This is a genomic window from Flavobacterium sp. FG68 (genome assembly GCF_057808895.1).
In genome coordinates this window covers 44431-68552 of the sequence record NZ_JBMDIY010000031.1, presented here as the reverse complement: position 1 = coordinate 68552, position 24122 = coordinate 44431, and the positions used below count along the sequence as shown (strand labels likewise).

Sequence of the window (24122 nt, the reverse complement as noted above, 5' to 3'; positions counted from 1 at the left end):
TAAAAAAAACTTTGCGCCTCTGCGTCTTTGCGAGATTAATCAAAACTAATTAGTGGAAATTTGTGTAATTCGTGGCAAACAAAAAATCGTTACAATTTATCACACCAATCTCACCCATAAAAACAGAACTTTTAAATACCTTAGCAAATTATAATTCTACAAAATAAAATCAATAAAAATGGCTGAACAATCTTCAATTCAGTGTCCAAACTGCGGAACTCCTATCGATGTCAATGATGTTTTAAAACATCAGTTGGAAGATAGCATACGCAAAGAATTTCAACAAAAAGCTACCATCCAAAATAAAGAATTAGAGCTTAAAAACGAACAATTCGAAAAAGCAAAAGCCGAATTTGAAGCAAAAAAGAAACAGGAAAACGAACTTTTTGCCGAGCGATTGGACCGAGAAAGAAAAATAGCCGAAAAAGAAATTTCTGAAAAACTTAAAATTAAACTCGAAGAAGAAAATAAAGACCGTTTACTTTTAATGGAAAAAGAACTCTCTGAAAAGTCAGAAAAAATCAGAGAATTAAATAAAATGGAAGGCGAAATTGCAAAATTACAGCGTGAAAAACTGGAAATGAAAGAAGCAATTGAAGCCGAAGCGCAAAAGCAACTCAACGCTACTTTGGTTCTGGAACGCGATAAAATTCGCAAACAGGAAGAAGAGAAAAACGAGCTGAAAATCAAGGAATATCAAAAACAATCTGACGATCAAAAAAAGCTGATTGAAGAAATGAAACGCAAGCAGGAACAAGGTTCTATGCAATTGCAAGGCGAAGTAATGGAATTAGCGATTGAAGAATGGCTGGCAAATAATTTCCCGCTTGACAGCATTGATGAAATCAAAAAAGGCGCAAATGGTGCCGATTGCCTTCAAATTGTAAACACGCGCGAATTGCAAAATTGCGGTTCTATTTATTACGAAAGTAAAAGAACAAAAGCTTTTCAGCCTTCCTGGATCGAAAAGTTCAAAAATGATATTAGAACTAAAAGAGCCAATATTGGTGTTTTAGTTACTGAAGTAATGCCGGCCGGAATGGAACGTATGGGAATGCGCGACGGAATCTGGATTTGTACGTATGAAGAATTTAAAGGTTTAAGCGCCGTTTTGCGTCAGTCACTAATTCAGGTAAGTCAGGCCGTTCAGGCGCAGGAAAACAAAGGCGATAAAATGTCGATGTTGTATGATTTTTTAACCAGCAACGAATTCCGTTTGCAGATTGAAGGAATTGTAGAAGGTTTTACCCAAATGCAAGGTGATTTGGATGCCGAAAAAAGAGCCATGCAGAGAATCTGGAAACAACGTGAAAAACAAATCGAAAAAGTAGTTCACAACACTTTAGGAATGTACGGATCGATTCGTGGAATTGCTGGAAATGCGGTTCAGACTGTACGAGCTTTAGAATTGGATTTTATTGAAGGTGATGATGAAGATCCTAAAGAATTATTGGAATAACAATGTGAGATGGCACGCAGATTTAACGGATTCGCTTACGCGAAAACGCGGATGTGCACGGATTTTTTTTATCTTTTTCTTTGCGGAATTACTAGTGTGATTTCTCGTTCCTCGAAATGACAAAATAAAAAAAGGCTTCGAAATTAATCGAAGCCTTTCATTTTTTAATTAACCTTTTTTAAAGGACATTGTCAATCCAAACTGATTAGAAAGGTAAAGCTTGTTATTTTCAATAGAATAACCAGAAGTCGTTCTTAATAACTGCATAAATTCGCCTTCTTTTTTTGCATCACATTTTTTAGTTTCTGATGTAAGATTAGGAAACTTAAGTTTTCCTGCACCATCAGATTCTAAACTTCCTTTAATACCGTTGCATCCTGTTGACCCGGAAAAACTAGATGAAGACATTTCTAATTTTGGAGCATTAGAAAAATCTTTTTCAGTAATTACTTTTCCGTTTAAGTTTTCTAAAATCCAGGTTTGTTGTAATTTCTTTTCGATTGCGTTTTCGTTAGTCGCAGCTGTAGAATTTGTAGTCTTACTTGACTTGCAGCTATAAGCTAATGAGACTGCAATAAACAACATTAAAATCTTTTTCATGTAAAATAAATATTTATAAGTTTTATTTTACAAAAATATTCCAGCTTTAAGTTATCTTTATGTTACTATAAGTTATTTTTAAACCATTCTAAGACATTTTTAAAATTCAAAATTTTCAATCTACTTTCTTAAAAACCAAAAGTTTACCCGAAGGATTTGACAAAGTCAACCTGTTATTTTCAATACTATAAGTAGTCGTATTTTGCAATGCTTTAGTAAACTCTCCTTCTTTATTTCCCGGCGCACAAGCCATTAAAGTCGAAATAACTTTGGAGAATCGAAGTAAATTCTTTTCATAAAAAATAGTTCCGCTGATTGCATTACAACCGCCGTAACCCATAAATTTATTTTCAGAAGAGTTGATTTCGATTCTTGGCAATTCTCTTTGAAAGTCCGTTACAAAAACTTTGAATCCGTTGAGTTCTTCCAGAACCCAAATATCATGTAAGCGATAATCTGTATTATATTTTCCGCAGCCACCAATTTTTTTGGCCTCTAATTCTGAATTATTTTTAATTTCTATCGAAACTTTATAAGGTGAAATGGCACCAGACATTGAATTCTGACAATCTACCTGCTGTATTGTAATAGTTGCTGTCGATGTTTCATTTGCCACTTTATACATCTTAACATTAGCATCCATAGCTTTAATTGCATCAACAGGCGCAAAAACAAGTTTCTCTTTTCCCGGAATTAAAGAAGTGAATATAATCTCCTCATTTCCCATCTTTAAGCCCCAAAAAGGCTCATTTCCGGTTGCAGTAAAATAATATTTCATTTCATCTTCCTGAGAACCATATTCCGAAATAGTTTGTGTATTTGAAGTTTTATCTGCTGTAGATTTACAGCCAGTCATTACAGAAAGTAAGAACAAAAGTGAAAGTATATTTTTCATAACGCTTTATTTGAAATAACATCATTTAACAAAATACAAGTAAAATTCTTATGAATTTACGACAATATTTTGAATTTCTTATTTAGAATCTTTTCAAATTTAAAATAATTATCAGCATTCCATGTCATTAAAAACCCGCACTACGTAAAAGATTACGATGAAATACGTATTCTTCAAATGTTACATCTACTTAAAAAAATACCTGTGATACGTATTTTTATAAGTATTAATACTTATATTTGCGTAGTAATACTTAATTAAAGAAATCATGATTAGAGTAATAGTAGTTGGAAACGGCATGGTTGGTTATAAATTTTGCGAAAAGTTCATTGCAAAATCAGAACAAGAAAAGTATCAAATTACCGTTTTTGGTGAAGAACCAAGGCGTGCTTACGACCGTGTTCACTTAAGTGAATACTTTGGAGGAAAAACGGCCGATGATTTATCATTATCTACAACCGAATGGTACGCTGAAAACAACATTATTCTAAACACATCTGAATTAATTACAGATATAAATCGTACCGAAAAAACAATACATACGCATTTAGAAAAAACACATACGTACGATTACTTAGTTTTAGCAACAGGTTCATCAGCTTTTGTTCCACCAATTGACGGAGTCGAAAAAGAAGGCGTGTTTGTATACAGAACCATCGAAGACTTAGATGCTATTATGGCTTATGCCAAAAAGATAAAACAAAAAGGCGCAACCGAAGCCGCTGTTCTTGGCGGAGGATTATTAGGTCTTGAAGCTGCAAAAGCCGTTAGGGATTTAGGATTGAATCCGCATGTTGTCGAATTTGCTCCGCGTTTAATGCCAAGACAATTAGACAAAGGTGCAAGCGATATGCTTCAATCTAAAATTGAAGAATTAAATATTGGAATCCATCTTAACAAAGCAACGCAATATATTGACGGAAAAGAAAGTATAACAGGAATGATGTTTGCTGACGACGAATTGTTAAAAGTAGACATGTTAGTTATATCTGCCGGAATTAAACCTCGCGACGAATTAGCTCGAGTTTCAGGACTTGAAGTGGGTTTACGAGGCGGAATCGTGGTAAACAATCAAATGCAGACATCAGATCCTTCTATTTATGCTATTGGCGAAGCGGCACTTTACAACCAAAATATTTACGGACTTGTTGCTCCGGGTTACGAAATGGCCGATGTTGCCGCCGAGCAAATCTTAAATGGTTCTAAAACCATGAGAGAAACCATCGATATGTCGACACAATTAAAATTAATTGGTGTAGAAGTGGCAAGTTTTGGTGATCCTTTTGTTGAAAATGAAAATGTAACCGCAATTATTTATGAGAATAAATTAAGCGGTGTTTACAAAAGAATCAATATTACCAAAGATTCTAAAACGCTTTTAGGTGGAATTTTGGTTGGAGATGCAAGCGATTATAATTCGCTTTTCCAGATTTACAGTAACGCAATGGCCTTACCTAAAAATCCGGAAGATTTGATTTTAGGCTCTCGTGACGGTTCTGAAGGTTCAAGTTTAGGAAGCGTAATGGATTTACCGGATACAGCCGTAATTTGCTCTTGCGAAAATGTTACAAAAGGCTCTATCTGCTGTAAAATTTTAGATGAAAGCTGCGCTAGTTTTTCAGATGTTGTGAAAGCAACTAAAGCTACTTCTGGCTGCGGCGGCTGTAAACCAATGGTTTCTGACTTGGTAAAAGCCACTCAAAAATCACTTGGAAAAGAAGTTAAAGAAGTAATCTGCGAACATTTCAGCTATAATCGTCAGGAATTATTCGATTTAGTAAAAATCAATAAATACGAGAATTTCTATGATGTTTTAGATCATCACGGAAAAGGCGACGGCTGCGAAGTTTGTAAACCTGTTGTAGCTTCTATTTTCTCTAGTATTTATAATGATACGGCAAACAAACACGTTACAACTCAAGATACAAACGATAGATTTTTGGCCAATATTCAACGAAACGGAACGTATTCTGTAGTTCCCAGAGTTGCCGGAGGTGAAATCACAGCTGAGAAATTAATTGTGATTGGCGAAGTAGCCAAACAATTCGATTTATATACTAAAATTACCGGAGCACAAAGAGTTGATTTATTTGGAGCACATTTAAGTGATTTACCAAAAATATGGAAAATCTTAATTGACAATGGTTTTGAAAGCGGCCATGCTTACGGAAAATCGCTTCGTGCCGTAAAAAGCTGCGTCGGAAATGCCTGGTGTCGTTACGGAATGGACGACAGCGCCGGATTTGCTATCGAACTTGAAAACAGATACAAAGGAATCCGTTCTCCACATAAATTAAAAGGCGGTGTTTCGGCCTGCATTCGCGAATGCGCAGAAGCAAGAGGAAAAGATTTCGGATTAATTGCTGTTGAAGGTGGCTGGAATTTATACATCGCAGGAAATGGTGGAGCAAATCCAAAACACGCTGTTTTATTAGCAGAGAAAATTGATAAAGAAACGGTTATCAAATACATGGACAGATTCTTAATGTATTATATCCGTACCGCTGGCCCGCTGATTAGAACTTCAACCTGGTTAGAAAAATTAGACGGAGGTTTAGAATATTTAAAACAAGTTATCATCGAAGACAGTTTAGGAATCTGTGAAACATTAGAAGCCGAAATGCAGACTTTGGTAAACACTTTTGAATGCGAATGGAAACAAGTTCTGGATAAACCAAGATTATTAAAACGCTTTAATCATTTCGTAAACTCAGACGAGAAAGACGACAATGCAGTTTTTGTTCCGTTAAGAGATCAAAAAGCGCCAAAAGCTTGGACTTAAAAAATATCTTGCCACAAAGGCACAAAGTCACAAAGTCACAAAGTCACAAAGTCAAGTCATAAAAACTTAAAAAAAAACTTAGCGCCTTTACGCCTTTGTGGCAAAACATCATAAAGCTCCAAAAAACAAAAAAATATCAATAACGTTTGCTGTCCTTCTTACCCTCTTTTTTACTGCGCCATCAAAAACTCTCTTGATTGTAAAAAGAGGGCTAAGAAACAGGAAATCAAAACTCAATCAAAATGGAAGAAATCTTAAATCAATACGAAACAGTTCCCCCAAGCGACGCAACAATTTGGTTTAAAGTGGGCAAAGTTGAAGATTTCCCTACTAATCGCGGCGGCTGCATTAAATACAAAAACAAGCAGATTGCTATTTTCAATTTCACACGCCGTAATGAATGGTACGCCTGCCAAAACGCATGTCCGCACAAAATGGAAATGGTACTTTCAAGAGGAATGACAGGATCTACAGATGATATTCCAAAAATTGCCTGCCCAATGCATAAAAAAACATTCTCACTAGTAGATGGTTCTAACTTAAATGGCGATGATTTAAAAATTGCAACGTATCCAATTAAAGTAATTGAAAACGAAGTATTTGTTGGATTTGTAGATTAATTTTAAAGCCACAGATTTCACAGATTAAAAGGATTAAAATTATTTGCCACGAATTTCACGAATTAGCACGAATTAAATTAGTGGAATTCGTGAAATTCGTGGCAAAAAAACTTAACACCAGATTAAATCCAAAAAATCCTTTAATCTTTGGCAAAAAAACAAAAACAATAATTCGTGCTAATTCGTGAAATTTGTGGCTAAAAAAAACTTAATTCCGTATCTTTGAAATCTATTATCAAACCAAAAAATGACTACACCTTTTCAAAAAGCAAGCGAATGGATTGATGCTGAAAACGCACAAGATCCAAACATCGAAACCGACCAAAACAAAGAATATCCAAAAGAATTATTGTATTCAAACAGGATGTACGAAAGACTGATGCAGTTTGAACCCAATGCTTCTGAAGAAATTCAGATTGCGTCAAAAGCACAGCACATCTGCCGATGGAAAGTTGCTCGTGAATCATATCCAATGGATCGTGTGGGTTATTTGAAATGGAGAGAAGAATTGAAGAAATTCCACGCTAAAACTACAGCCGAAATTCTTGAAAAAGCTGGCTATGATCAAACTTTCATTGATCGCGTTTCTTTTTTAATAGAGAAAAAATTACTTAAAAAAGACCATGAAACACAACTATTAGAAGATGTAATTTGTCTCGTGTTTTTAGAATATTATTTAGACCCTTTCGTTCATAAACACGACGAAGAAAAACTAAAAAATATCATCAAAAAAACCTGGGATAAAATGTCGGATAAAGCACATCAGGAAGCCTTAAAAATCAATTATTCTGAAGAAAATTTAAATCTTATAAAAGCATCTTTAGGATTGTAAACTGACTTTATGAAGAAAAGCAATCAGGAAGAAGATAAAATTACATTCAAAAATTTACGCCGCCTGTATTTTTTTGCACTTCTTACTATTGCTTTAACTATAATTGTTAGTCAGGTTTTAGTTCAATACAATTTAAATCAGCAGTTAAGCGATTCTAAAATCATCAATTTTTCGGGAAAACAAAGAATGCTGAGCCAGAAAATCGTAAAAGAAGTTCTGATTCTGCATTACGTTTCTGATACCGCTTCTACTAAACAAGTCTCGCATTTACAAAATGTTTTAACTCTTTGGAAAAAAAACCAAAACGCGCTCGAAAATGGCAGCGACAGTTTAGCCTTTCCAAAAGAAAAATCAGAAACACTCAGCAAATTATATCTGGAAATCAATCCAATTTTCAATAAAATTGCACAAACAACTGATTCGTTTTTATTGAATTTAAAGCAGAAAAAACAATCTGCAGAAAATCAAAAACTCGTACAGATTATTTTAGAAAACGAAGGTTCTTTTCTTTCAAAAATGAATCAGATTGTAACGCAATACGATCTTGAAGCACACGAAAAAGTAACAGAACAGCGCAAAATAGAATATTGGATTTTTGGTTTTACATTATTGGTGCTGCTTTTAGAATTTTTCTTCATTTTTAAACCCACAAATAAAAAGATAGAAAGGTTAATTACAAGGCTTTTATCTTCAGAAAAGAAAGCTTTAAAACTCGCATACGATACCGAAATCATCAGCGAAATAAAAGAAAATTCGGTTAAAGAATTAAAATCACTCAACTATGCAATGGAGAACACTTTACTCTATTGCCGAATTGCGCCCGATGGTTCGATAATTCATATTGGAGAAAAATTTGCCAAACTTTTAAACTACACTAAATTTTCATCCAACAAAAAATTCTCTGAAGTTTTAACCGTTGATGAAAAAGAGCAAATCAATATTGACCGACTTATTTTTGAAAAACAAAGAAGCGGCTGGCAGGGCGAAATCAAAATTTTAAACAAAGAAAATCAAACCATTTGGCTCGATTTATCGATGGTTCCCGTCACCATCAAAAAAGATGAATTAGAACTTTTGATTGTTTGTTTCAACATTACCGAACGCAAAAAAGCGCAGCGCGAAGTCGAACGTTTGAATCTTGAAAACACGACCGAAAAAATCAATCAGCAAAAGATTATTTCAAGCAAAATTGTTGAAAATCAGGAAAACGAACAAAATCGAATCGCCAAAGAAATTCACGACGGAATCGGCCAAATGCTTACCGGATTAAAGTTTAGTCTGGAAAGCATCAATTTAGATGACCGAGAAAAATCGGAACAAAAAATTGAATATTTAAAAAAACTTTCACTTGACATTATAAAAGGTGTCCGCACCGCAACTTTCAATTTAATGCCACCGGAATTAAGCGATCACGGAATCGTTTCTTCACTGGCAAAACTAACGCAGGAACTTTCAAAACTTACCGGAAAAGAGATCCTGTTTTACAATAAAACCGATTTCGACCAGCGTTTAGATTCCCTAATCGAGATCAACATTTACCGTCTTACGCAGGAAGCCATTAATAACGCCATAAAATACGCCGAATCGTCACATATTATCGTACAACTTTCACACAGCGAGACACTTTTAAGCGTTATAATCGACGACAACGGAAAAGGTTTCGACATCAATTCAGTCGATAAAAAACGAAACAGCGAATCAGGAATGGGACTTTTATTTATGAAAGAAAGAATTCAATACATCAACGGCCGCGTTTTCATCAACTCAATTCCGGGAGAAGGAACAAGGATTACTTTTAATATTCCGATACTGAAGTAGAAATTCTAAATTTTTAAATTCCAATATTTAAGTACCAAATTCCAATTGCGTAAAGTATTGTCAGGCTGAGCGAAGTCGAAGCCCACGCAAAGTAAATCCACAATCAAAAAAATAAAAACAATCATCTGGGCGACCCAACATCCCGATAAGAGGGCAAATTTACTTTGTCTTTATTCGCCCTCTTATCGGGATGTTGTCGGGCTATCCGGGCTACTTCGGTAGCTTCCTCCTATCCCTCTCGTGGGCAATCATTTTCAAAATATAATTTGATTTTATAGTACATCTAACAAATCAATTGCCTCTAGCTTTAGCTGGAGGTATACAAACAAGTATCAAAAAGGCTTTAGCCAAACTTACACATTTGGCTAAAGCCCTTTGTTTTATCTACAAAACCTCCAGCTAAAGCTGGAGGCAATTAAAGAACAAACTTTGTCAAAGTTTTAAACTTTGACAAAGTTAATCGCAATCTTGTTAGGCTGAGCGATCCCGAGACTTCGGTAGAAGCCCGCGTAATCTTAATCGACAATCTTTGCAGAGCTACTTACGTGGGCTTCGACTCCGCTCAGCCTGACAATTCCATATTCAATTTGGAATTTAAAATTTCCAACATTAGAAATTTTAATGTTAGAAATTAAAATCTAAAAAATTACGTATATTAGCGTCTTCTTTATAGATGAATATACGTAAAAATCCAGAATCTAAATTAAGTAAATTATGAGTAATATCATTCGTGTAGTGCTGGCAGATGATCATGTTTTTGTTAGAGACGGAATAAAATCTCTTTTAGAAAACGAAGCAAACATTGAGGTTGTAGGCGAAGCAATTGATGGCGCCGACGCTCTTGATGTTGTCGCCGAAACAAAACCCGATTTACTTATAGCCGACATTCGTATGCCAAACTTAACTGGTATCGAACTAGTAGAAAAACTTAGAAGCGAAAATAATAAAATAAAAATCATCATGCTTTCGATGCACGAATCGGAAGAATACGTATTGAAATCCATAAAAGCCGGAGCCGATGGTTATTTACTGAAAGGTTCCAGCAAAGAAGAATTTTTAAAAGCACTTCATACGGTTTCTGCTGGTGGAAAATATTTCAGTGGAGACATTTCTTCAATCTTAATTGGTCAATTGACAAATCCATCAAATTCATTAGAACCTAAGCAAAACTTAAGCGACGAAATGATGATTACCAAAAGAGAAAAAGAAATTCTGACTCTTTTACTATCCGGAAAAGGAAACAAGGAAATCGCCGAAGCTCTTGACATCAGCAAACGAACTGCCGAAGTTCACCGTTTTAACCTGATGAAAAAACTGAAAGTAAAAAACTTAATGGAACTTTCTAATAAAGCAACTGAGTATTCTTTGATTTAAAAAAATACGTATAAATACGTAATTATTTTTCAAAAAACTGCGTTTTAGCATGTTTTAACTAAGTTATAGTACTTATTTTTACAAAAAATATAAGTGCTATGAAAACTACAAACTCATTATCTCAATCACACAAAATTTTATTTTTGAACACATTGGCTTTTACCGTGTGTTTTGCCTGCTGGACCTTAAACGGGGTTTTAGTAACTTTTTTAGTCGATAACGGAATTTTCCACTGGAGCGTTGTTCAGGTAGGATGGCTTCTTGGTATTCCAATTCTAACAGGATCTATTATGCGTCTGCCTATTGGAATACTGACAGATAAATTTGGTGGAAAATATGTTTTTTCTCTTTTACTGCTTCTCAGCTCGATTCCGTTGTTTCTTCTTCCCTACGCCGACAGCTTTTTTATGTTTGCGTTACTTAGTTTCTTCTTCGGAATGGTTGGAACAAGTTTTGCTGTCGGAATTGGTTATACCTCTATTTGGTATCCAAAAGAATGGCAGGGACGCGCATTGGGAATTTTCGGAATGGGAAATGCCGGCGCAGCCATAACAACCTTTTTAGCCCCTTCCCTATTAAATCATTTTTCGATTGAAGATCCACAAAACGGCTGGAAAATACTTCCTGTTATTTATGCCATTTCTTTAGTAGTAATTGGGATTGCTTTTTTGATTTTCACTCAAAACAAAAAACCGGAAAACAATACTAAAACCGTTTCTCAAATGCTGGTTCCTTTAAAATCAGCCAGAGTTTGGCGTTTTGGAGCATATTACTTTTTAGTTTTTGGTTGCTTTGTAGCTTATTCACAATGGTTACTGCCAAATTTCATGAACGTTTATCAAACCAGTTTAGTTATGGGAGGTTTGTTTGCAACAATGTTCAGTCTTCCTTCTGGCGTAATCAGGGCTTTTGGAGGTTATTTATCAGATAAATTCGGGGCAAGAAAAGTGATGTATTGGGTTTTAGGATCTTCAGTAATTTTGAGTGCTTTATTAGCCATTCCGAAAATGGAAATTACAACTACCGGCCCAGGCGTTTTAGCAACCAAAAAAGGAACTATTACCGCTGTTACAAATGATAAAATTAAGATTGGCGAAACAGATTTTGCGGTCGCACAGAAAAAAGAAAACAATGCCGAAAATGCTATTTTTCCAACTTCAACTTCATGGCAGCAAGTTGTAGTAGCAGAAAATCAAAGCGTGAAGAAAAAAGAACTTCTGGCAAAAGGAATTACCGTTATTAAATTTGATGCTAATATGTGGGTTTTCTTAGTTTTAGTAATCCTGATTGGAATTTCATGGGGAATTGGAAAAGCAGCAGTTTACAAACATATTCCCGAATATTTCCCAAATGAAGTGGGTGTTGTAGGCGGAATGGTTGGTATGATTGGCGGCTTGGGCGGTTTCTTCGGTCCTATTATTTTTGGATATTTATTAACTGCAACCGGAATCTGGTCAAGTTCATGGATTTTTATTCTGCTTTTTTCAACCGGATGTTTAGTCTGGATGCATTATGCCATTACCAAAAGTATGAGCAAAAAACAACATAAAACAGTAAAAACAATTGAAAAACAGCAACTTGTACCTGTAACCAATTAAATTTTAAAATAATGACTTTTATCATTAATAAGGGCTTATTTTTCTTATAAATTTACGCCATCAAAAAATTACAAGTTTTATGAAAAAAATAAAATTAATTGCTCTATTCCTTTTTGGTACTGGCGCAGCGATGCAAGCACAAGAATTAGATGTAAATTTACAAATAAGGCCTCGTTTTGAATACCGAAACGGATATAAACAACTTTTGCAAGAAGGTCAGGAAGGAACTTCACAAATTTCACAGCGTTCTCGTTTGAATTTCAATTATAAACAAGAAGATTTAATTGTAAAATTAACGTTGCAAAATACCAGAACCTGGGGTGACGTTGCACCAACAGCTCCAGCAGATAAAAACGGAGTTGCTGTTTTTGAAGCCTGGGCACAATATAATTTTACTGAAAAATGGAGTGCCAGAATGGGACGTCAGGTACTTTCATACGATAATCAGCGTATTTTAGGAGAACAAGACTGGGGACAGCAGGCACAAAGCCATGATGCACTTACAGTTTCATATCATACTGAAAAACAAAAATTAGATTTTGGGGGAGCTTATAACTCTACTGCCGAAAATGTGCTTCAGACTCCTTATACTGTTGCCAGCTATAAAGCTTTGCAATATGCATGGTATCATAATCAATTTAATGACGCTTTTGGTTTGAGTTTCTTATTATTGAATACAGGTTACGAGTATGCTCCTGAGCCTGCACCTTCTACCAAACTATTAGTAGATTACAAACAGACTTTTGGACCTTATATAGCTTATAAAAAAGGTAAAATCGATACTAATTTTTGGGCATACGGTCAAACCGGAAAAAGCACAGACCAACAAGTAAGTGCGTGGAATGCTGCTGCTAACTTTGGATATCAAATAACGGAATCTTTTAAAGCTGGTTTAGGATATGAATTCCTTTCTGGAAAAGATACAAATGACGGAAGTACTGTTATTAAATCTTTCAATCCTATTTTTGGAACCAACCATGGCTTTAACGGTTATATGGATTATTTTTATGTTGGAAATCACTTAAATAATGTTGGTTTACAAGATGCATTTGTCAAATTGAATTACAATGTAAACAAATGGCAGTTTGCTTTGATTCCGCATGTATTTTTATCTGCTGCTGATGTAGTGACGCCAGTTGAAAAATTAGATTCTTATTTAGGAACTGAAATCGACGCAACTTTTGGATATAACTTCAAAAAAGACATTACAGTTTCAGGAGGTTATTCTCAAATGTTTGGTTCTAAAACTTTAGAATTTATCAAAAATGGAGATGCCGGACATACCAACAATTGGGCGTGGTTAATGATTTCTGTAAATCCTAGAATTTTTAGCTGGAAAAAATAATTTTTCTTCAAAATTCACTTCAATATTTTACCCTTTTCCTATTTCGGAAAAGGGTATTTTTTTTATTTACAAAAAAGTTACGATATCTCGTTTAATTAATTATATTTGAATCGATTACGAACCCCAAATTCTATCCCCCAAATGAAACAATTTTTAAAACTATCAATGTTAACCTTCATTGTTACGCAACCTGGTATTGGCCAAAAATACAATGATGCTTTAATTTCAAAAAACTCTGAAATTAATTTCGCAAAAACACAAAAAAGAGGCATTAAAAAAGACAACATTATTTATTATGTTGAAAATGATCTGCAGACCATATCAGCCTACAAAAGAAGCAAATTAAAATGGCAGACTAATGTAATTTCTGTTTGTGGAAAACCAAAAAAAGGAGAACCTGAAATTAGATATGTAGGATATAATGCAAATAAGCTGCTTATCGTTATTGGAAAACATAATTTTGCTGAAATTGACATTAATAGTGGTGAAACAAAATTTGTTGGTTAAGATTGAAAAATACCAAGCACTATTTAATCTAATTTTCTAAAATATACATTTTTAATTTACCCTTTTTCAGTTTTGGAAAAGGGTATTTTTTTGGTTTTCCTTAAATTTATTTTGCTTTTTAAATTGCTATATTTGGTAAATGAAGAAACTTTTAAACTTAGCATTGCTAATCGTAATTATCCTTTTTTCTAGTTGTGAAAAGAAAATCACAGATTTAGAATTTGAGAAAAATGTAATGACCGAAATTTTTCCGGATTTAATCGATTCAACTTGTATTGATATAAGATTATATACAAATTTCCCACCTAAATATGGAGAATCAATATATGATAAAACAGGTCATTACATTGGTGTGGATAGTACAAAAGCTACGAAAGAACAAAAGCAAAAATTACTAGAATGGAAAATCAATACAGAAAAAATTAAAAAAGATACTTCGAAAATTATTGTTGCTTTTGATCCATTACTAAAAGATAACAGTCAAGATCTAAGAGAAGATTTCAAAAAACACTTTAAAAATGCTAAAATCTTTACATCAAAAGAAAAAAGAGAAAGTGAATATGTTTTTGATTTTAAAAACATAAAACTCAACAATAAATTTGAACTTAGAAATATTTCTCAATTTCCAAAAGAAAGAGGTCTGATTTGGTTAGCCAAATACGATTTTGTTTTTTCCGGAGCAGTTTTCTTTTCCAGAATACAATTTGACAAGGATAAAAAATTTGGAATTTTAGATGCTGGCTTTGCTTGTGGTGACCGCTGCGGACAAGGATTTAGAATTTATATTAAAAAAGTCAATAATAAATGGATTATTGATGAAGTTGAAGGAACTTGGATTGCTTAGTCATTTTTAAAATTTCCAGTAAATGAAACTCATAGCTTGGAATTGCAACATGGCATTCAGAAAAAAAGCAGAATTCATTCTAGCTCACAATCCTGATATTGCTGTAATTTCTGAGTGTGAAAATCCTGAAAAATTAAAGTTTCCTGCTAATATTCAATTGCCAAACGATATTCTTTGGTACGGAACAAATCCGCATAAAGGACTTGGCGTTTTCTCTTATAGCGATTATCGATTTCAATTGTTAGACTGCCATAATCCAAGCTTTAAAAATATCTTACCAATAGCCGTAACTTGAGGGAAATTAGATTTTATCTTATTTGCAATCTGGGCAAACAATCCTGAAGATAAAGACGGACAATATGTAACTCAGGTCTGGAAAGCCATTAATTATTATGAAGATCTAATTAAAGAAACCAAAACCATTTTAATTGGCGATTTCAATAGCAATACGATTTGGGATAAACCACGAAGAGAAGGCAATCATACAACGGTTGTAAACAAATTAGGAGGCAAAAATATTTTTAGCACTTATCATAAATATTTTAATCAAATTCAGGGTAAAGAAGAGCATCCAACTTTATATCTTTATAGACACGAAAACAAACCGTATCATCTGGATTATTGCTTTGCTTCAAATGATTTTATTGAAGCCCTGGAAAGTGTCGAAATAGGAACTTATCAAGATTGGACAGCGCTCAGCGACCACAAACCTTTAATAATTAAATTCAATATATAAACCATGAACAACTGGACTCAGCGATGGGACGACCGTTACAGCAGCGAAGAGTTTGCGTACGGCGAAGACCCCAACAATTATTTAAAAGAACAATTAGAAAAACTAAATCCCGGCGCTATTCTTTTTCCTGCTGAAGGCGAAGGAAGAAATGCCATTTTTGCAGCAAAATTAGGCTGGAACGTTTCTGCTTTTGATATTAGCGAAGAAGGAAAAAACAAAGCTTTAAAACTGGCTGAAGCAAACAATGTTTCAATTGATTATCAAGTCGGCGAATTAGAAACGTTGGATTTTCACGAAGATCAATTTGATGCGATTGCTTTAATTTACGCGCATTTTCCGGCAGAAATTAAATCGGCAATTCACAAACAGCTTGACAAACTATTACGCAAAAATGGTATTATTATTTTTGAGGCTTTCAGCAAAAAACATTTAGAATATCTAGCCGTAAACGAAAAAGTAGGCGGTCCAAAAGATATCGAATCTTTATTTTCTATCGAAGAAATCAAAGCCGATTTCCTTAATTATGAAATCATCGAATTAGAAGAAAAAGAAATCGAACTCAACGAAGGTTTATTCCATAACGGAAAAGGTTCTGTAATTCGTTTTATTGGCAGAAAAAAATAAATTATACTCGACGTGGAGACGCACTGCGGTGCGTCTCTACAAAAAAACCTCTCTTTTTTATGCTCAAAAAATCATTAAAAATACTTTTAGGATTTACAATCTTTTTAATGATCTCAATTATCTATTTACTGAGCGACTTCAATCCTATTTATAAAAATGAAGAGTTTTTATTTATAACCAAAGAATTAAAAAATGCTCAAAAAGAAGATTTCCAAGCTTTTATTTTTACATACAATAAAATTTATAAAAAAATAAAAGAACCAAGTTGTCCTTGTCAAAATGCTGCAAATAATATTCGAACTGATATTAGAAATACATCTTTATTAAAAAGAGCTCTTTATTTGCTAAAAATAAAAAAAGAATTTAGTCATGACGAATGTCTTAAATTCGTTTTAGTACACTACGATTTTGGATTTGATAACATTGGAATAAAAGATGCTTCAAAATTTTACTTCAAAAAAGATTTAGAAAAACTGAATGAAAAAGAAATAATAACTTTAGTGGTTATGCTTAGAAATTCAGCATTATACAATCCTATTCGGAATAAAGAAAAACTTGATACTAAGGTTATATTATTTGAAAAAATATTAAAACAGAATTAATTTCGAAAATAATCACTGTTATGGATTTACAAACTAGAAAAATAGAGTTTATAAAAGAATTTTTAAATATTCAAGATGAAAAATTAATTTCCAAACTTGAAAATCTATTATACAACAAAGATCCGAAGTCTTCAAATTCAATTTCTATTGAAGAACTTAATAAAAGAATTGACCAATCTGAAGATGATTTTAAAAATGAAAGATATAAAACTACAATTCAAATTTTAGAAAAATATAAGTAATTATACTTATTCATTTAAAAGTATTTATGCTCCATAATTTCAGAACGCAATTCTGAAACTTCCAAAATCCCAATACGTTTTCCAACTGTTTTTATCAACTCTTCTTTTTTCAAACTTGAAATAACACGTATCGCCTGCTCTTCAGTCGTTCCGGCAAAATCAGCAATTTCTTTTCGAGAAAGATCAATATCAATTAAACCGTTGATTTGTCCAAATTTACGATGGATATAAAGCAGCAAATCAATCACGCGTTCACGAACATTCATGTGTGCAATTTTACGAATATTGTTTTCGCTTTTGTTTAGTTCTTCTGCATAAAACAACATTAAAGCATATGTAAATTCAGGAACTTGTTTTAAAATATCGAGCATAGTTTCATTACTAAAATTACATAAAACCGTATCTTCCAGCGCATAAGCACCAATCAAATATTTTTTACCCGTTCCAAATCCGCGAAAACCTATTGTATCTCCGTTTTTTGTGAGGCGAACAATTTGTTCACGTCCGTTAATTCCGGTTTTTACCGTTTTTACTTTTCCCTTACAAATAAAGTAAAGTCCTTGCAACGGCGCGCCTTCGGTAATAAATTGATCCGATTTTTTGCAGACAATATTCTGCTTTTCAGAAACAAACTGGCTCATTTGTTCTAAATGCAGGTGTTTCTTGATAAAACAATTTTCATTGGTACAAGAATAACAAACGGTTTGCTCTTCTTTCATGAGTCCTAATTTTTATCGGATTAAAAACTAATTTGTTGTTACTCATTTGATTTGATCAAAAATAGAAAAATAAATTTAAAAAATACGTATTTATACGTAAAAATACTTATTTTTGTATAAGTGATTTATCTAAATCCCTGCAGATTCAAGAAATAGTATCTAAAAAAGAACTGTAATGCAAAATACCAAAATCAAAACTACCTGTTCCTATTGTGGCGTTGGCTGCGGCATAATCGTAACCAACGATGCCAAAAACGGCGTAATGGTAGAAGGCGACAAAGATCATCCGGTTAATAAAGGAATGTTATGTTCTAAAGGAATGAATCTGCATTACGTAGTTAATGATACTTCAGACCGAATTTTATATCCAGAAATGCGAGGCAGTAAATCTTATCCGCTGGAACGCGTGAGTTGGGATACCGCACTTGATCGCGCTGCAGCTGTATTTTCTTCTATTATAAAAAAACATGGCCCAGACAGCGTTGGATTTTATATTTCCGGACAATGTTTGACAGAGGAATATTATCTGGTAAACAAACTCGTAAAAGGTTTTTTGAAAACCAATAATATCGATACCAATTCCCGACTTTGCATGAGTTCTGCCGTTGTGGGCTATAAAAAGACTTTTGGAGAAGATTCTGTTCCAATTGCTTACGATGACATAGAACTTTCTGATACACTTTTAATTACCGGCGCAAATCCCGCTTGGTGTCATCCTATTTTATTCAGAAGAATTGAAAAACACAAAGAGAAAAATCCGAAAACAAAAATAATCGTAATCGATCCGAGGCGAACAGATACAGCCGCTTTTGCCGATATCCATTTGCAGATTATTCCCGGATCAGACATTATTTTATATCATGCCATCGCCAAACGTATTATTGAAAAGGGATACGTAGATCATGATTTCGTTAAAAATCACGCAGAAAATTTCAAACAATATAAAGATTTAGTTTTAGGAACTTCTTTAGAAAAAGCTTCCAAACTCTGCGGAATTCCGGTAAACGATATAAAACTCGCCGCCGACACAATCGGAAAAGCAAAAGGTTTCCTTTCGTTTTGGGCAATGGGATTAAACCAAAGTGCTGTTGGCGTTGACAAAAACACCGCTTTGCTTAATTTATCTTTATTAACAGGACAAGTTGGAAAACCGGGTTCTGGCCCATTTTCATTAACGGGGCAGCCTAACGCAATGGGCGGACGCGAAGTTGGAGGAATGGCAACACTTTTGGCCGCACATAAAGATATCGCAAATCCCGAACATCGTAAAGAAGTTGCGGACTTTTGGGGCGTTGACGAACTTTCAGATAAACCGGGTTTAACGGCAACCGAAATGTTCGATGCTTTAGAATCTGGAAAAATGAAAGCCGTTTGGATTATCTGTACCAATCCGTTAGTAAGTTTACCAGATTCCAGAAGAATCGAAAAAGCACTTCAAAACGCTAAATTCGTAGTCGTTCAGGATATTTCACACAATGCAGATACCGCAAAATTTGCCGATTTACTTTTACCTGCTGCCGGATGGTTAGAAAAAGAAGGTACGATGACCAACTCAGAGCGTCGTATTTCTTATCTTTCAAAAGGAATAAATGCGCCCGGAGAAGCACTTCCGGATATTGAAATTCTAATTCGTTTTGCTAAAAAAATGAATTTTCATGGATTCAATTTTAATAGTGCCGAAGAAATCTACAAAGAACATTGTGCACTTACAAAAGGCACCAACATCGATATTTCATTTTTAAATTATCATCGATTAAAAACCGAAGGCACTTTTCAATGGCCCGTTCCAGATTACGGACATCCGGGAACTCCCCGACTATTTACTGATAAAAAATTCTATACGCCGTCACAAAAAGCAATTTTCAACCTTCCGGTTTCAATAGAAAATACATCGGTACAGCCAAATGCTGAATTTCCGTTTATTTTAACAACAGGAAGAATTCGCGATCAATGGCATACCATGACAAAAACCGGAAAAGTATCAAGATTGTTGACTCATATTCCGAGTCCGGTTTTAGAAATAAATCCAATTGATGCTTTTAAAAATGAAATTAAAAATGGTGATATTGTTACCGTTACAAGTAAAAATGGCGAAGTTCGTGTAAAAGCAAAAGTTACGGATTCAATTAAAGAAAAAGTCGTTTTCCTGCCGATGCATTGGGGAAAACAACTCGAAAATGATTTAAACCGAACCAACAATTTAACCAATACCGTTGTAGATCCGGTTTCAAAAGAACCTGATTTTAAATTCACCACCGTTTCGATTACAAAATATGTAAAACCATTTCAAAAAATCGCAATTGTGGGTGCCGGAGCAGCTTCTTTTAGGTTCATTCAAAACTACCACGAATTCAACACAACCGATGAAATTATTGTTTTTTCGAATGAAATAAATCCGTTTTACAATCGTGTTTTACTTCCGGAATATATGACGGGAGAATTCACTTGGGAACAGCTTTTAAAAGTAAAAGACGGCGAAGCTTTAAATAAGCTCAACATTACCATGAAAGCCGGAGTTGCGATCGATAAAATAGATACAACCAACAAAATTATAAAAGACAGTTTGGGCGAAACGCACACTTTCGATTCGTTAATTTTAGCCACCGGAAGCCGTCCTTTTATTCCAGAAAATGCACAGCTTCATCTTCCGGGCCGATTTACCGTACGAAGAAAAGAAGATGCAGATCGTTTAAAAAAACATCTTGACAGCACTAATCTTCCGCCCGAAGAACAGCATGTTGTGATTATTGGCGGTGGATTATTAGGCTTAGAATTGGCCGCCGCTTTAAAACATAAAAAAGTAAAAACAACCATAATTCAAAGAGCTTCCCGTTTAATGGAACGTCAGTTGGATTTAATTTCCAGTAAATTATTGGCCGAAGAAGTACAGCTTCGTGATATTCAGATTTATTTTGATAATGAAGTCAGCACCGTTTTTGAAACCGATAATCCTAACGAAATTGAAATCGCCTTAAAAAGCGGCAGAATCATTACGGCAAATGCTATTGTTTATACCATCGGAACTATTCCAAATATAGAAATTGCCCGAGAAAGCGGTCTTTCCTGCGGACGCGGCGTGAAAGTAAATCAGTATTTACAAACCTCAAATCCAGATATTTTTGCGATTGGAGAAATCGCCGAATTCAACAATAAACTATTCGGAATCACTTCTGCTGCCGAAGAACAGGCCGATATTCTGGCTAACTTTTTAGCGGGTGATATCAGCAGTTATTATAAAGGTTCGGTTTTAATGAATATTTTAAAACTCGAAGATTTAAATCTTTGCAGTATTGGCGATATCGAAATTCCGGAAAACGACGATTCATTTGAAGAAATTGTTTTTGCTGATTTAAAAAAACGTTATTATAAAAAATGTATCGTAAAAGACGATTTGCTTGTTGGCGCGATTTTAATGGGCGATAAAAACGAGTTTGCCGAATTCAAAACGATGATCGAAAGCAAAATCGAATTATCAGACAAACGAAATTTATTATTAAGAGGAAGCTCAAGCGCAAAACCTGTTTTAGGAAAATTAGTTTGTTCCTGCAGTCAGGTTGGAGCCGGAAATATCGAAGAAACAATAAAAAGCGGTGTAAACAATTTCACCGATTTATGCAAAAACACAGGCGCCGGTTTAGGCTGCGGAAGTTGTAAAACAGAAGTAAAAGAGATATTGGCAAAGTGTAAAGTTTAGTTGATTTTGTTAGATTGTGCAGATCTAACCGCAAAGTTCGCAAAGGTTTTTTGTAAAGTTTCGCAAAGATTTATATTCTCTGCTTAAGATTATTTTCTAAAGAAAAAAGTTCACAAAGCTATGCGCTAAATCTTTACTTAATGCTTTGTGAACTTTGGCAACTTACTAAAGATAAAGTAAAAAAGCTTTGCTAAACTTTGCGAAAATCCTTTGTGAACTTTGCGGTAAAATTTATACCCAAAGTAAAGCAACCTGAAACCTGAAACAAAGAAAACCTGAAACAAAGAAGAAATGGAGTTAACAAGATTAATAGTAAAAGGAGGCGTTATTTCGCCGGGAGAGTTGAGAGAAGTCGTTAATATGGCTGCAGATCAAGGACTGGATTCTATTTCATTTGGGTCGAGACAAGACATTATTTTTCCTAAAGGCTTTAAATCTTTGGACAAAACAGCTTTAGGAAAACATCATTTTGTTTATCCCGATCAAAAAAGCGGTAATAATATTGTTTCGTCTTATGTTTCGACAGATATTTTCAGAAATACAAATTGGCTTACCGGAAATAAATTCCTTTATATATTGGAACTTTTTAAAGAACAGCCCAAACTTAAAGTCAATATAAACGATCCAAAACAGCAATTGGTTCCGTTGTTTACCGGACATTTAAACTTCATTGCTTCAGAACACGAAGATTATTGGTACTTATATATTCGTTTACCAAAATGGGAACGCATGGAAGTTTATCCTGTTTTAATTTACAGCTGGGATATTGCCAAATTCTATTATGAAATCGAAAAAATTACCGCCGAAGAATCTATAGGAATCGATTTGATTTTTAATCTGGTAAGCGAAGCTTTAGACACCAATAACAGAACTATTGACAAACCTTTGAACATTCCGTTTTATCCGTTTCCTTATTACGAAGGAATGAACAGAATGGGAATCGATCAATATTGGCTAGGATTGTATTGGCGAAATAATTTATACGATCTCGATTTCCTAAAAGAAATGTGCGATTTGTGTTTCGACTGTAAAATTGGGAAAATCTGTATCACGCCCTGGAAATCTTTTATCATAAAAGGAATTCCAAAAGATCGAAAACTAGAATGGGAAAAATTCTTAGGCAAACGTGGAATCAACGTTCGCCATTCGCTGTTAGAACTCAACTGGCATTTACCCGTTGCAATGGAATGGGCATTGAACCTGAAAACATTTTTGGTTCGTACGCTCGATCAATTTGATATCAGTACTTACGGATTGAATTTCGGAATTTCCGAATACAATCGTGATGGTCATTATTTTACTTCTATCGTAATTGAAAAAAACGAACTTCCAGCTGCTTTAGAATCCATTAAAATTCGAGATACCTATAATGTATTGTTTGCCAAGAATTTCGATCCAAATACACGCGAATACATTGTACATTCGCAAGACATTGACAAACTCGAACTGCCAACGATTTTAATTGAATTAAGTCGGAAATATTTTAATGAACTCGGAAACGCAACAACAGAATCCACCGAAAAAACGCAGAAAAAAGAAAAGCCACAACAAGATATTTATCAATGTCAGGAATGCTTAACACTTTATAAACCTGAATACGGAGACGAAAGCCAAGGTATTCCAAAAGGTATTTTATTTACAGATTTAGGCGAAGATTATTGCTGTTCCTTATGCGAAGCTCCAAAAAACAATTTTAAAATTCTGGACACGAGCGATAGCGAACTGACGAAGTAAATTACCGAGAATTAATATTTATAGAATAATTAGGAGCTTATTCCTGCTGTCCGCTATATCTTTTATCTCGTAATGACGAGACCATAAAAGGATGCCGCTCCCATCAGGGCTAGGAAACTCGTTTTCAAAAGAAACAACAAGTAAATACATTTTACATCTTACATTCACAATTCAATTTTACCTCTCTCTTTTTAACAATATCAGCATTTATACAGCAATTTCCTCTATTTTTTCATGTAGAATTGTTAAGAAATTTTGATTTTATTTTTTTACTAAAAACTCAATAAATTCACTTTCAGATAGTTAAATTAAAATTTTATCAAAAAACTTAACATTGGGAGACTTGTTTTATAGTTATCTTTACTTAACTGTAAATTAACAATTTAGTTACATTGTTAATGATAATCCTCATTAAAAGCACTAAAAATATGGAAAACAAGAACGAAGAAGTAACCCCAGAGAAAATCGATTCACCTACAACTGAAAATATTCAGCCCGCAGCAGAAAGTGTAAAAGCTGAAGAAAAAACACCAGCAAAAGCACCTGTTCATAAAGCTGCTCCAGTTAAAACTGCGACAACGGCTAAACCAGCATCAACAACTGCAAAACCTGCTGCAACAGCTGTGAAAAAACCAGCAGCTACAGCAAAAGCTCCGGCAGCATCTGTTTCAAAAACAGCTGTAACCACACCAAAACCTGCTGCACGCAGAGCGCCTGCTAAAAAAGTATTGACGCCAACTATTAAACCGGAGGCAGCAAAAACAGTCGTTACAGAAACTGCTGTTTCTGATGCAAAAAAAGAAAGCACAAATGAAGCAGCTACAACTGTAGAAGCTGCTAAAAATAAATCTGATAAAAAAGTAAAGAAAGTGAAGGACAAAGAAAAGGACAAAGCGAAAAAGAAATTAGCTAAGAAAAAAGAGAAAGCTAAAAAAGACAAGCAGAAAGAAAAAGCTAAGAAAGCAAAATTAAAAGCTGCAGCTAAGAAAAAAGAAAAAGCTAAAAAAGCAAAAGATAAAGCGAAAGCAAAAAAAATTGCTAAAAAGAAAGTTAAGTCTAAAAAGAAGGCTAAAGCTAAAAAGAAAAAATAATATCTA

Annotated in this window: 20 protein-coding genes; 17 read left to right on the top strand and 3 right to left on the bottom strand. The window is 34.2% G+C overall.

Going from position 1 to position 24122, the window contains the following annotated elements; translation table 11 throughout:
• Positions 1 to 178: 178 nt before the first annotated feature.
• Positions 179 to 1459, top strand: coding sequence for a DUF2130 domain-containing protein (locus tag ACODSB_RS18350; RefSeq protein ID WP_053470256.1), 1281 nt, complete (start codon positions 179 to 181; stop codon positions 1457 to 1459).
• Between the two features lie 168 nt (positions 1460 to 1627).
• Here the strand turns inward: ACODSB_RS18350 and ACODSB_RS18345 are convergent, their stop codons facing one another.
• On the bottom strand, positions 1628 to 2059 hold the full coding sequence (locus ACODSB_RS18345) for an META domain-containing protein (RefSeq protein WP_180858789.1): 432 nt from the start codon (positions 2057 to 2059) through the stop codon (positions 1628 to 1630).
• A gap of 115 nt (positions 2060 to 2174) precedes the next feature.
• Entirely contained in the window at positions 2175 to 2954 is a 780-nt protein-coding gene (locus tag ACODSB_RS18340; RefSeq protein ID WP_488938101.1) for an META domain-containing protein, read from the bottom strand.
• 268 nt (positions 2955 to 3222) lie between these two features.
• Between ACODSB_RS18340 and nirB the strand changes: the two genes are divergently transcribed.
• The 13 genes from nirB (at position 3223) to ACODSB_RS18275 (ending at position 16878) form a co-directional block, all read left to right on the top strand.
• Positions 3223 to 5736, top strand: coding sequence for a nitrite reductase large subunit NirB (gene nirB, locus ACODSB_RS18335; protein ID WP_488938100.1), 2514 nt, complete (start codon positions 3223 to 3225; stop codon positions 5734 to 5736).
• 242 nt (positions 5737 to 5978) lie between these two features.
• Entirely contained in the window at positions 5979 to 6356 is a 378-nt protein-coding gene (gene nirD, locus ACODSB_RS18330; protein WP_488938099.1) for a nitrite reductase small subunit NirD, read from the top strand.
• A 247-nt stretch (positions 6357 to 6603) separates the two neighbouring features.
• Positions 6604 to 7188, top strand: a complete 585-nt coding sequence (locus ACODSB_RS18325; RefSeq protein ID WP_488938098.1) for a DUF4202 domain-containing protein — start codon at positions 6604 to 6606, stop codon at positions 7186 to 7188.
• Between the two features lie 9 nt (positions 7189 to 7197).
• Positions 7198 to 9006, top strand: a complete 1809-nt coding sequence (locus tag ACODSB_RS18320) for a sensor histidine kinase (protein ID WP_488938097.1) — start codon at positions 7198 to 7200, stop codon at positions 9004 to 9006.
• Positions 9007 to 9720: 714 nt separating this feature from the next.
• On the top strand, positions 9721 to 10380 hold the full coding sequence (locus ACODSB_RS18315; RefSeq protein ID WP_488938096.1) for a response regulator: 660 nt from the start codon (positions 9721 to 9723) through the stop codon (positions 10378 to 10380).
• 98 nt (positions 10381 to 10478) lie between these two features.
• Positions 10479 to 11978, top strand: coding sequence for an MFS transporter (locus ACODSB_RS18310; protein ID WP_488938095.1), 1500 nt, complete (start codon positions 10479 to 10481; stop codon positions 11976 to 11978).
• Positions 11979 to 12057: 79 nt separating this feature from the next.
• A complete protein-coding gene (locus tag ACODSB_RS18305) occupies positions 12058 to 13323 on the top strand; it encodes an alginate export family protein (RefSeq protein ID WP_488938094.1) in 1266 nt (421 codons plus the stop codon).
• A 141-nt stretch (positions 13324 to 13464) separates the two neighbouring features.
• Complete coding sequence (locus tag ACODSB_RS18300; RefSeq protein ID WP_180858798.1) at positions 13465 to 13830, top strand: hypothetical protein; 366 nt, start codon at positions 13465 to 13467, stop codon at positions 13828 to 13830.
• A gap of 139 nt (positions 13831 to 13969) precedes the next feature.
• Entirely contained in the window at positions 13970 to 14674 is a 705-nt protein-coding gene (locus ACODSB_RS18295) for a hypothetical protein (protein WP_488938093.1), read from the top strand.
• 22 nt (positions 14675 to 14696) lie between these two features.
• Positions 14697 to 14969 (top strand): hypothetical protein, encoded by a 273-nt coding sequence (locus ACODSB_RS18290; RefSeq protein WP_488938092.1) that lies wholly within the window; start codon positions 14697 to 14699, stop codon positions 14967 to 14969.
• A gap of 444 nt (positions 14970 to 15413) precedes the next feature.
• Positions 15414 to 16034, top strand: coding sequence for a class I SAM-dependent methyltransferase (locus tag ACODSB_RS18285; protein ID WP_488938091.1), 621 nt, complete (start codon positions 15414 to 15416; stop codon positions 16032 to 16034).
• A 59-nt stretch (positions 16035 to 16093) separates the two neighbouring features.
• A complete protein-coding gene (locus ACODSB_RS18280) occupies positions 16094 to 16636 on the top strand; it encodes a transglycosylase domain-containing protein (protein ID WP_488938090.1) in 543 nt (180 codons plus the stop codon).
• 20 nt (positions 16637 to 16656) lie between these two features.
• A complete protein-coding gene (locus ACODSB_RS18275) occupies positions 16657 to 16878 on the top strand; it encodes a hypothetical protein (protein WP_488938089.1) in 222 nt (73 codons plus the stop codon).
• A 14-nt stretch (positions 16879 to 16892) separates the two neighbouring features.
• Here the strand turns inward: ACODSB_RS18275 and ACODSB_RS18270 are convergent, their stop codons facing one another.
• The gene (locus ACODSB_RS18270; protein ID WP_488938088.1) at positions 16893 to 17597 is read right to left on the bottom strand and encodes a Crp/Fnr family transcriptional regulator; all 705 of its coding nucleotides are present in this window, start codon (positions 17595 to 17597) and stop codon (positions 16893 to 16895) included.
• Between the two features lie 175 nt (positions 17598 to 17772).
• On the opposite strand from ACODSB_RS18270, the gene ACODSB_RS18265 reads away from it, so the two are divergent.
• The 3 genes from ACODSB_RS18265 (at position 17773) to ACODSB_RS18255 (ending at position 24116) form a co-directional block, all read left to right on the top strand.
• The gene (locus ACODSB_RS18265) at positions 17773 to 21291 is read left to right on the top strand and encodes a molybdopterin-dependent oxidoreductase (protein WP_488938087.1); all 3519 of its coding nucleotides are present in this window, start codon (positions 17773 to 17775) and stop codon (positions 21289 to 21291) included.
• Positions 21292 to 21582: 291 nt separating this feature from the next.
• Positions 21583 to 23025 carry a rubredoxin gene (locus ACODSB_RS18260; RefSeq protein ID WP_053470273.1) on the top strand — a complete coding sequence of 481 codons (1443 nt, stop codon included), beginning with the start codon at positions 21583 to 21585 and terminating at the stop codon, positions 23023 to 23025.
• A 428-nt stretch (positions 23026 to 23453) separates the two neighbouring features.
• A complete protein-coding gene (locus tag ACODSB_RS18255) occupies positions 23454 to 24116 on the top strand; it encodes a hypothetical protein (protein ID WP_488938086.1) in 663 nt (220 codons plus the stop codon).
• Positions 24117 to 24122 lie beyond the last annotated feature (6 nt).